Source organism: Pseudoduganella sp. RAF53_2 (genome assembly GCF_052113985.1).
Classification (GTDB): Bacteria; Pseudomonadota; Gammaproteobacteria; order Burkholderiales; family Burkholderiaceae_D; genus Rugamonas.
The window spans coordinates 1-9768 of sequence record NZ_JBFRDW010000168.1; the positions used below are offsets into that span (position 1 = coordinate 1).

9 protein-coding genes are annotated in these 9768 nt (G+C 61.4%); 6 read left to right on the forward strand and 3 right to left on the reverse strand.

Annotation, left to right across the window (positions count from 1 at the left end):
- Positions 1 to 286: 286 nt before the first annotated feature.
- From AB4Z11_RS12190 to AB4Z11_RS12205, 4 genes are all read left to right on the forward strand, one after another.
- Positions 287 to 1222, forward strand: a complete 936-nt coding sequence (locus tag AB4Z11_RS12190; protein ID WP_442025513.1) for an EDSAP-1 family PEP-CTERM protein — start codon at positions 287 to 289, stop codon at positions 1220 to 1222.
- Positions 1223 to 1339: 117 nt separating this feature from the next.
- Positions 1340 to 2863 carry an XrtA system polysaccharide chain length determinant gene (locus AB4Z11_RS12195; protein WP_442025514.1) on the forward strand — a complete coding sequence of 508 codons (1524 nt, stop codon included), beginning with the start codon at positions 1340 to 1342 and terminating at the stop codon, positions 2861 to 2863.
- Between the two features lie 15 nt (positions 2864 to 2878).
- Positions 2879 to 3631: an XrtA-associated tyrosine autokinase gene (locus tag AB4Z11_RS12200; RefSeq protein WP_442025515.1), complete on the forward strand. Its 753-nt coding sequence runs from the start codon at positions 2879 to 2881 to the stop codon at positions 3629 to 3631.
- 12 nt (positions 3632 to 3643) lie between these two features.
- Complete coding sequence (locus AB4Z11_RS12205) at positions 3644 to 4891, forward strand: putative O-glycosylation ligase, exosortase A system-associated (RefSeq protein ID WP_442025516.1); 1248 nt, start codon at positions 3644 to 3646, stop codon at positions 4889 to 4891.
- Here the strand turns inward: AB4Z11_RS12205 and AB4Z11_RS12210 are convergent.
- Positions 4855 to 5652 (reverse strand): methyltransferase domain-containing protein, encoded by a 798-nt coding sequence (locus AB4Z11_RS12210; protein WP_442025517.1) that lies wholly within the window; start codon positions 5650 to 5652, stop codon positions 4855 to 4857. The two genes, AB4Z11_RS12205 and AB4Z11_RS12210, sit on opposite strands and share 37 nt — an antisense overlap.
- 28 nt (positions 5653 to 5680) lie before the next feature.
- Between AB4Z11_RS12210 and AB4Z11_RS12215 the strand changes: the two genes are divergently transcribed.
- A complete protein-coding gene (locus tag AB4Z11_RS12215) occupies positions 5681 to 6469 on the forward strand; it encodes a GNAT family N-acetyltransferase (protein WP_442025518.1) in 789 nt (262 codons plus the stop codon).
- Here the strand turns inward: AB4Z11_RS12215 and prsR are convergent.
- The gene (gene prsR / locus AB4Z11_RS12220) at positions 6462 to 7808 is read right to left on the reverse strand and encodes a PEP-CTERM-box response regulator transcription factor (RefSeq protein WP_442025519.1); all 1347 of its coding nucleotides are present in this window, start codon (positions 7806 to 7808) and stop codon (positions 6462 to 6464) included. The genes AB4Z11_RS12215 and prsR overlap by 8 nt on opposite strands.
- Before the next feature lie 23 nt (positions 7809 to 7831).
- Entirely contained in the window at positions 7832 to 9217 is a 1386-nt protein-coding gene (locus tag AB4Z11_RS12225; protein ID WP_442025520.1) for a TIGR03013 family XrtA/PEP-CTERM system glycosyltransferase, read from the reverse strand.
- 104 nt (positions 9218 to 9321) lie between these two features.
- Here AB4Z11_RS12225 and AB4Z11_RS12230 point away from each other — a divergent pair.
- The coding region (locus AB4Z11_RS12230) for an FAD-dependent oxidoreductase (protein ID WP_442025521.1) at positions 9322 to 9768 on the forward strand (447 nt) is incomplete at its 3' end.

Consider the following 9768-nt stretch of genomic DNA (forward strand, 5'->3'; position numbering starts at 1 on the left):
AGTTGGTGGTTCAGGGCAGTATCCATGCCGCTCTCTCCAATTAAAAGATCACGCAGTGCAGGCTCTGCCGCGAACGAAACAATGCTGTCGTTATCGTGGCTCATCTCACTCAGAGCGCAGTGATCTTCAAAAGGTTCCCGCGCGTCGGACTTTTTTTCATGCGCCGTCGCGCGCTCAGCTCGGTCCGCGCAAGCATTTGATTTGATGAGGGAAATCGCTGTGGCACGGATGCTGCTGAACGGTGTGCGTCGGCACTTCGCCGCCAACACAAAAGGAGAAGCAAGCCATGAACACCTTGAAAAAAAGCCTGATGGCCACGGCCGCTGCAGCGGCGCTGGGCCTGGGAGTGGCCGGAGCGGCTCAGGCCTCGACGTTCGCGTCCGCCATCCTGGACATCAATAATTTCCGCCTGTTGCATGCCAACGGTGCGGCATTCAGCAACACCGATTTTTCTCAGTTGTCCGGCACCAACGATGCCCACGCCACGGCCTCSCGCGACATCATTTTCGCGGCAGGCAGCGATTCGCGCGGCATTCTGAGCGGCACCAATCCCAACGTGTTGCATCAATGCGTGGGAGCGCCCTGCTTCCCGCTGGTCGAAGACAATTTCACGCCTTTTGCCAGCCCGCCGCCGGTGCCGGGCAGCTTCGGCTACGCCGACCAGAATCTGACCGGTTCCTCCATCAGCATCAACGGCGGCCCCGCAGGTGCCCACGCACAGACCCGCGCCGACGCTTCGACCGGCCTGAACACGGTCACGTCCGGCAACTCGGATGTGGGCACCTCGACCACCTTCAGCTTTGTTCTCGGCAATTCGGAAACGATGACGATTGCATTTGACGGCACGCCTTACACACAAGCCTTCGTATCCGCTGGCGCAGGTCCGACGTCAAATGCCAACGCCCGCCTGTCGTGGAGCATCAACATCGTGGACCTGTCGACCGGCTTGTCGGTATTCGCCTTCGAACCGAGCGCACTCAACGCACTGAGCGCCGTCAGCCGGACTGACGCCAGCACGGGCATCCTGACCTACAACCCCGGCACGACGGCATACAGTTCCACCACGCCGATGCTGACCGGTGGCACCAGCTACCAGATCACGATCCAGCACAACACGCTGGCCAACGCATTGCAGCAGGAAGTGCCGGAACCGGGAACGCTGGCCGTGGTTGCAGCCGGCCTGCTCAGCATGTCGCTGCTGAGCCGCCGCCGCAAGCAATGAATAATTTCGGAATTGAAGCCGGACTTGATCCGGCGCAAGTGTTGGGCCGGTTCGGCGTGCGCTCGCCGAACCGAGCCATATAATCGATTCAAGCCTTTAGCCATGGAGCGCCTGGACATGGAACCGATGATCAGCCAGTTGCTGTCCAGCCTGAAAGGAATCTGGAAGTACCGCTGGCCCGCTTTCATGGTCATGTGGCTGGTTGCCGCGCTGGGGTGGCTGAAGGTTTACACCCTGCCCGACGATTACCAGACCTCGGCCCGGGTCTTTGTCGACACGCAAAGCGTACTCAAGCCGCTGATGGCGGGCATGACCAGTGTGCCCAACGTCGAACAGCAGGTTGCAATCATGAGCCGCACCCTGCTGACCCGGCCCAATATCGAGCGCGTGATGCGCATGGTGGACCTCGACATCAACGCCCGCACACCGCGCGAGCACGAGAAACAGGTCGATGAGCTGATGAACGCGATCCACATCAGCGGCACGGCCAATTACGACATCTACACCATTAGCTACAATCACTCCAGCCCGCGCCTGGTGCGTGATGTGGTGCAGTCGCTGCTCACCATCTTTGTCGAAGGCAGTTTCAAGGGCAAGAAAGGCGATTCGGAGAAGGCTGTTCAATTTATCGACGAACAAATCCGCAGCTATGAAGACAAACTGCTCACCGCCGAAAACGCCATGAAGGAATTCAAGCTGAAACACAACACCCTGCTGCCGCGCCAGGGTGTCGACTATGGCGCGCAAATCCTGATTTCTGCCGATGCGCTGAATACCGCACGACTGGAACTGGTGGAAGCCGAACACTCCCGCACTGCCCTGGYGGCGCAGGCCAATGGYGATGAGCCTGTCATCGGCACCAGTGCCGCGCCGGCCGTAGAGAATCCGGAAATCGATAGCCGCATCGACGCCCTGAATAAATCGCTCGACGCGTTGCGCACCACATATACCGACCTGCATCCGGACATTGTCGCCACCCTGCGCTTGATTGGGCAGCTTGAAGAGCGCAAGGCCGATGAGGCGAAAAAACGCGTTCCGGGTGCCGACCCAGGAAAAGGCTACAGCCCCATGCTGCAGCAGCTCAAAGTGGCGCTGGCCGAAGCGGATGCGCACGTGGCCGCGGTCAAAGCTCGCGTGCAGGAGATGGAAGTGCGCCATGAACGCCTGGTAGCGCGAAGCAATGCCGTCCCCGAAGTGGAATCTCAGTTGGCCCAGTTGAACCGCGATTACCAGGTCAACAAGGAAAACTACGAGAAGCTGATTGCGCGGCGCGAGTCGGCAAAGCTGTCAGGCGAACTCAGCACAACGACCGAGATGATGAGCTTTAAGATCATCGATCCGCCTACCGTGCCCTTGCGCCCGATCGGTCCCAACCGCGCCCTGTTGTTCAGCGTCGTGCTGCTGGTTTCGATCCTGGCAAGCGGCGCGGTGGCGCTTCTGCTGGGTCAACTGCGTCCGACCTTCCTCAGTCCCGCTGAACTGCGCGAGGCAACGGGCTTCCGTGTCATCGGCACCGTGTCGATGAACTGGACCGACGCCGAGCAACGCCGCCGCCGCCACGGCCGCATCGGCTTCAGCGCAGGTCTGGCCTGCCTCTGTGCTTGCTATGGCGGCGTCATGGCCTACGCCTTCATCCATTGAGCTGTGGGGTGAGTAATGCAACTGCCCGAAGTGCTGCTGGAAGCTGGAAACGAAATGCCAGAGCCCGGTTTCGCGGATATCAACCTCGTGAGGCTGCTCCAGCGTGGCATGCTCACCCACGATGGCGGGCGTACGCCGGTGGCCGAAGACTTCCGCATCATCAAGCGCCCCTTGCTGCATGACGCCAAAACAGCCAACCGCGGCAACCTGATCATCGTCACCAGCGCCCTGCCCGGCGAAGGCAAGACTTACTGCGCCATCAACCTGGCCATGAGCATCGCGATGGAAAAGGACGTGACGGTGCTGCTGGTCGATGCCGATGTGGCACGCCCTTCCGTCCTCAAGGTCCTGGGCCTGCATGCCGACATCGGCCTGATGGACGTGCTGCTCAACGGCAGCATGGATCTGTCCGATGTCATCCTCAAGACCAATGTGCCTTCGCTCAGCATTCTGCCCACCGGTCGCGCCAACCGTCACGCCACCGAACTGCTGGCGAGCCGCAATATGAGCAGTCTTCTGGAAGAAATCGCCTCCCGCTACTCGGACCGCATCGTTATCTTCGATTCGCCGCCTTTGCTCATTACGACGGAGGCAAGCGTCCTCGTGTCGCAAATGGGCCAGGTGGTGATGGTGGTAGAGGCCGAAACCACTACCCAGAACGCGGTGCGCGAGGCGCTGGGCCGCCTGGAACCCGGCCGCAATGTCAACCTGGTCTACAACAAGACGCGCGCCTTTCCCGGCGTGGAGTATTACGGCTACTACACCTGACAGTGACGCCGCATGCGCGACATCCTAATCCTGCTCGCCATCTTCGCCAGCCTGCCATTCGTGTTGAAAGACCCCATCAATGGCGTGCTGATGTGGGTACTGGTCAGCGTCATGAATCCCCACACCCAGGGCTGGGGCTATGCCCAGCACTTCCCGGTCGCAATGATTATCGCGATCTGTACATTTTTCAGCATATTGAAGGCGCCGCAGTCCTGCCGCCTGCCATGGACACCCGAAACCATTCTGCTGCTCACCTTTATATGGTGGATGAATATCACCACCCTGTTCGCCATGTTTCCGAATGCGGCCTGGACCCAGTGGGGCAAGGTGATGAAGATCATGCTGATGAACCTGGTAACGCTGATGGTGCTGCGCGAGCGCGCCGACATCCAGCGCCTGATCGGTGTGATCGTGCTTTCCCTGGGCTTTTACGGCGTCAAAGGCGGCATCTTTACCTTGCGAACCGGTGGCGCCGATCTGGTGTGGGGGCCGGAGGATACCTTCATCGGCGACAACAACGCGCTGGCGCTGGCCTTGATCGTGACCATCCCCCTGATGCGCTATCTGCAGCTGGCTACCCACAGGAAATGGCTCAAGCACGGGATGACCGCTACCATGCTGCTGTCGGCTGTCGCCACACTGGGTTCCTACTCACGCGGTGCGCTCCTGGCCATTGGCGCAATGCTGGTGTACATGTGGCTGAAGAGCCGCCACAAACTGCTCGGCGGCGCCCTGCTGCTGATTTGTGTTCCGCTGGTTCTGGTGCTGATGCCGGAGCGCTGGTCAACGCGCATGGATTCCATTAACTCTTACCAGGAGGACGACTCGGCAATGGGCCGCATCAATGCATGGCGCATGGCCTTCAATCTGGCGAGCGATCGCTTCTTCGGCGGTGGCTTCGAGGTTTCAGAACCCCTCGCGTTCTTTCTGTACGCGCCGGTTCCCAGCGACGTGCATGCGGCGCACAGCATCTATTTTCAGGCGCTGGGCGAACACGGCTACGTCGGGCTCGTGCTTTATATGCTGCTCGGATTATTCACATGGCGCTCCGCCACGGTGGTGGTGCGCCAGGCAGCCATGCAGGAGGAATTCGCCTGGGCGGGATCGCTGGCGCGCATGATCCAGGCCAGCATGGTGGGATTTGCAGTTGGCGGCGCCTTCCTCAGCCTGCTGTATTACGACGTACCTTACTACCTGATGGCCGCCGTTGTTGCCATGCGCGCTCAGCTGCGCGGACGTGTGCCCAATACCACGGTGTAAGGCGTGGCGACATGGGCTAGCCAACGCAGTCCGGGCCAGGCACGAACGGCAGAAATCACGGTGCGCCGGGCCCGTCCCAGTTTGTTCACATCAATCAGGTCGAACCGGTCCTGGCAGCGCACGCCACGCGCTGTCAGCCAGTCGCGCAGGCCGTAATAGCTGAACCAGTTCACCGCGGGATACGTTGCATACCCCGCCAGTTCGGGGCGGCTCGTCATCGCCAACTGCACGATGTGCCGTTTCAACGCCGGCGGATACCAGGAGTACAGCGGCAATTGGAACTCCTCCTGCCGTGGACACAGCACATTGCTGGTGCTGATATACAGGCTGCCGCCGGGCCGCAGTACCCGCACCATCTCGCGCAGGCATGCTTGCCAGTCTTCGACGTGCTCCAGCAGTTCAGGCGCTATACACAGATCCATGCTGGCATCCGGCCAGGGCAGATCGGTGGCTGAAGCGACTGCGAAACCGATCTGCAATCCGGCATCCGCCGAGCGTTCGCGCGCCAGGGCAATCAGTGCCGCATTGATATCGGCGCCAAATACTTCGTGTCCGCCCTCGGCCCACAGGCGGGACTGCGTGCCCGCCCCGCAACCGATATCGGCAACATACAAAGGCGCCTCTGGAGCACCCAGCGCGCGCAGCACCGTGCGCTGGATCGATGCAAAGCGTTCCAGCGCCGCCTGTCCCGCGCTTTCCTTCTCGTAGTAATCGTAGAAGCCGCGTTGGCTGCCGGTATTCCAGGTTGGGCTGACCATCATTTCCTCGCACCGTCAGTGAGACAGCTTCATGATTCGCGAATTCGAGGTTTCGCTTCTTGCGATGGGACAGGCAGAGCGTTTGACGGATATCAAACGGCGCCAGGCACCGCAGCGGTCTAATGGCTCAATGAAGAACCGGATACGACGCTGCATTGCTGAACTCGGATGGCACAGCGCTGCCTGGTACGCCCTCTCCCGTCTGGTGGAAAGCGTCGGCTGGCGTCTGCAGCGCTATTTGTTTGTGGCCCAACGCGTCGCGACCGAGCCGGCACGCCAGCGATGCAATGGCTGTATTACGGTGAGCCCGATCGTCACCATAGAAGACGTCCCGCCTGGCTATCCGCGGTGTGCGGACATCCTGTCGCGCCGCTTCCGTCAGGGCGCCCACAGCCTGGCTGCCTGGCGTGGCGAGCAACTGGCAGGCTTCATCTGGTACCAGTTCGGCGCTTATCAGGAAGATGATGTGCGCGTCCGCTATTGCCTGCCTTCGCCGCACTCGGCGTGGGACTTCGACGTATTCGTGCAACCGGAGATGCGGCTTGGCACCGCCTTTTGCAGGCTGTGGGACGYGACCAACCGCCGCCTGCACGCCGTTGGCGTTCAATGGACCTGCAGCCGCATATCCGCCTTCAATCCGGAATCGCTGCGCGCGCACAGGCGCATGGGCGCAACGCCGCTCGGATCGGCAGTCTTTCTTTGCTGCGGCGAGTGGCAGTGGATGGTGGCGTCGCAGTTCCCCTGGGTCCACTTATCCCGCCACGAGAATTCCTTCCCAAAACTGGTTTTCGACACCAAGGCGCTGGAAAGGCTTACTTGATGCCGTGATGATTCATCAGGTCGTACAGCGTCGGCCGGCTCACGCCAAGCAGCTCGGCGGCGCGCGCGATATTGCCGCCGGTTCGCGCCAGAGCGCGCACCATCACCTTGTACTCGGCGCCGCTGCGTGCTTCCCGTAGATCCATGCTCTCGGATTGCGCGGCAAGCGGCGGCAAACCCAGGTCGGCCGCCGTGATGTGCGGGCCGTCGGCCATGATGACCGCACGTTTGATGCAGTTTTCCATCTCGCGCACATTGCCAGGCCAGCCGTGTGCCTCGATCGCCGCCAGCGCGTCCGTGCTGAAAGCCATGGCGGGACGGCTTTCAGCGTTGGCAAAGCGATGACGGAAGTGGTGGGCTAGTAGCACGCTGTCGCCCATGCGCTCCCGCAGCGGCGGAATCACCAGCACAATTTCGCTCAAACGATAGAACAGGTCCTCCCGGAATGATCCGGCATCGACCAATGCTTTCAGATTACGGTGTGTGGCGCAGACAATGCGCACATCGACTGCGATCTCATTCCGGCCGCCGACGCGCTCAATGATCCGCTGCTGCAGGAAGCGCAGCAGCTTGGCCTGTAAAGGCATCGCCATATCGCCGATTTCATCGAGGAAGAATGTGCCGCCGCCGGCCAGTTCGATCTTGCCCAGCGTCTGACGCTCGGCCCCCGTGAATGCCCCCTTTTCGTAGCCAAACAGCTCGCTCTCCAGCAGGTTCTCCGGGATCGCGGCGCAATTGATGGCGACGAAGCGTTTGCCGTGACGGGCACTCAGCTCGTGCAGGCCGCGTGCCAGCAACTCCTTGCCGCAGCCCGAAGCGCCCAGCAGCATCACCGTCGCCGAGCTGGGCGCGACTTTTTCCACGCTGCGGCAGACCCGCAGCATGCCGGGGTCGCGCGTAATAATGCCGGCCAGCGGCGAGTCGACCTCCGTCTGCAGCATGCGCCGGTTGTCCTGCTGGACGGTGTGCAGGAAGAAGGCGCGCTCGATCATGAGGCGCAACAGGTCTGTTTCCAGCGGCTTCTGATGAAAGTCGTAAGCGCCCAGCCCTACGGCTTTCAGAACATTGCCGCGGTCCTGGTTCCCGGACAGCACGATGACCTTCATATCCGGAGCAATCGCCAGCATCTGCTTCAGCAAGGCCAGGCCTTCGGCCGAACCATCGGTATCCGGCGGCAGACCGAGATCAATGGTCGCCACGGCGGTTTGGTGGCGGCGCAGCTGATTCAGCGCCATGTCACGGTCCGCCGCAAACACAGTGTCATAATCATCCAGCGCCCAGCGCARCTGCCTTTGCAAGCCCGGATCGTCTTCCACCACCAGCAGCTTTTTCTTGGCCATGCTTGCTCCCTATGACGCTAAAATCAGCGGCTGCCCTTACCGAATAGCACAACTTGCACCGTGTCGACCAGAATCAGCAGGTCAAGGAACAGGCTATTGTTTTTCACGTAGTACAGGTCATATTGCAGCTTGCACACCGCATCCTCGATCGAGGCGCCGTATTGATAGCGCACCTGGGCGAGGCCCGTGATGCCGGGCTTGATCGTGTGGCGCACGTCGTAATACGCGATTTGGCGCTGGAACTGGGAGACGAAGAAGGCGCGTTCCGGCCGCGGCCCGACAAAGCTCATCTCGCCGCGGAACACATTCAGCAATTGTGGAAGTTCGTCGATGCGCAGCTTGCGCAACCAGCGGCCGGTGGATGTGATGCGCTTGTCAGCCTGCTGCGCCCAGCGCGGCTGGCCATCGTGTTCCGCGTCCTGGCGCATGCTGCGGAACTTCAGGAGAAAAAAAAGCCTGCCATCGCGCCCGACGCGCTCCTGCCGGTAAATCACAGGACCGCCATCGTCAAGCAAAATGGCAAGAACCGCTCCGGCCATGAGCGGCAGGGTAATCAGACAAATGGCAGCACTGGCGGCCAGGTCGAAGCCGCGCTTGACCGCAGCCCGCAGCAGGCTTTGATCAAAGCCGCCACCGAAGGTCAGGTAACTCGGTTGCATGGAATCGATCCGGAGCTGGGATGCTTCCCGCTCGAAAAAGGTCGCGGCATCGATCACCCGAACTCCACCCAGCGCACAGGCCAGCAATTCCTTGACGGGATAAGTCCCATTGCGGCGGTCGCCGATCGATACCACCAGTTCATGCGCGCCGTGTTTGCGCGCCAGCGCCAGCAGGCTTCCGCACACGGGCAGCACCACTGCCGACGGCACACAGCGCAATTCGCCTTCAACCGGCACGCAGCCAACCACTTCGAATCGATGAAAACCCTGGCGGCTGCGCGCCAGCTCCAGGCATTCCCGTGCCAGCACGCCATCGCCGACCAGTATCAGACGCTGTACCAGCATGCTGGTCTGGGCGGAACCGCGCAGCAGCAGCCGCGTCATCAGAACGCCACCAGCACCCAGCAGGAAAGACAGGCTAGGCACCAGGTGCGGCACCAGTGACAGCATGGCGAATCCCAGAGCAAACGCCGGCAGCACGCGCGCCACGATGCCAGGCAGGTCTTCGTGCACCTCATTGCGGTACATGCCGAGGGCAGCCATGATGAAGACCATGACCAGCGAGAACACTGTCGCGGAAAGCCAGGTGCTTCCAATCAGCCGCACCTCATGCAGCCCGGCCAGCGTCGCCAGCGCTGCTGCCGCGAGCAGGACGGCCAGCTCCATCAGGAGCAGAAGCAGGGCCATGCGCGACACGTAGTGATTGAAGATCCGGATCACTTCCGCCTCCTCCGGTGAGACCTCAACCATGATGCGCCCGCACTGGCATCAGGGTTTTGAGGGAGCGCAAGCCTGCGGAGGGATGGCAAATGGTCTATAGTATTGCTCTTGACCGCATAAAATCCCGAATCACCATGAAATTTGATGTAGCCATCGTCGGCAGCGGACTGGCCGGCCTGTCGGTAGCCCTGCACCTGGCGGAAAGCCGAAAAGTTGCAGTTATTTCCAAACGTGAGCTGCTGGATGGCGCCAGCAACTGGGCCCAGGGCGGCATAGCTGCGGTGCTCGATTCCGGCGACAGCCACGAGCAGCACATCACGGACACCCTGATCGCCGGCGCCGGCCTGTGCGACGAGGGCGCCACCCGCTACATCGTTGAACACGGACGGGAAGCGATCCAGTGGCTGATCGACCAGGGCGTGCCCTTCACCCGCGACGAGAGCGCGGAACTGGGCTTCCACCTGACGCGCGAAGGCGGCCATAGCCAGCGCCGCATCATTCACGCTGCCGACGCCACCGGCCACGCCGTGCAGGTGACGCTGGAAGAAAAAGTGCGCGCGCATCCGAACATCACCCTGTTC

Excerpts from the sequence above, each read along its gene's own strand:
- AB4Z11_RS12200 (WP_442025515.1), top strand. The coding sequence starts at position 2,879 with ATGCAACTGCCCGAAGTGCTGCTGGAAGCTGGAAACGAAATGCCAGAG.
- AB4Z11_RS12205 (WP_442025516.1), top strand. The coding sequence starts at position 3,644 with ATGCGCGACATCCTAATCCTGCTCGCCATCTTCGCCAGCCTGCCATTC.
- AB4Z11_RS12210 (WP_442025517.1), bottom strand. The coding sequence starts at position 5,652 with ATGATGGTCAGCCCAACCTGGAATACCGGCAGCCAACGCGGCTTCTAC.
- AB4Z11_RS12225 (WP_442025520.1), bottom strand. The coding sequence starts at position 9,217 with ATGGTTGAGGTCTCACCGGAGGAGGCGGAAGTGATCCGGATCTTCAAT.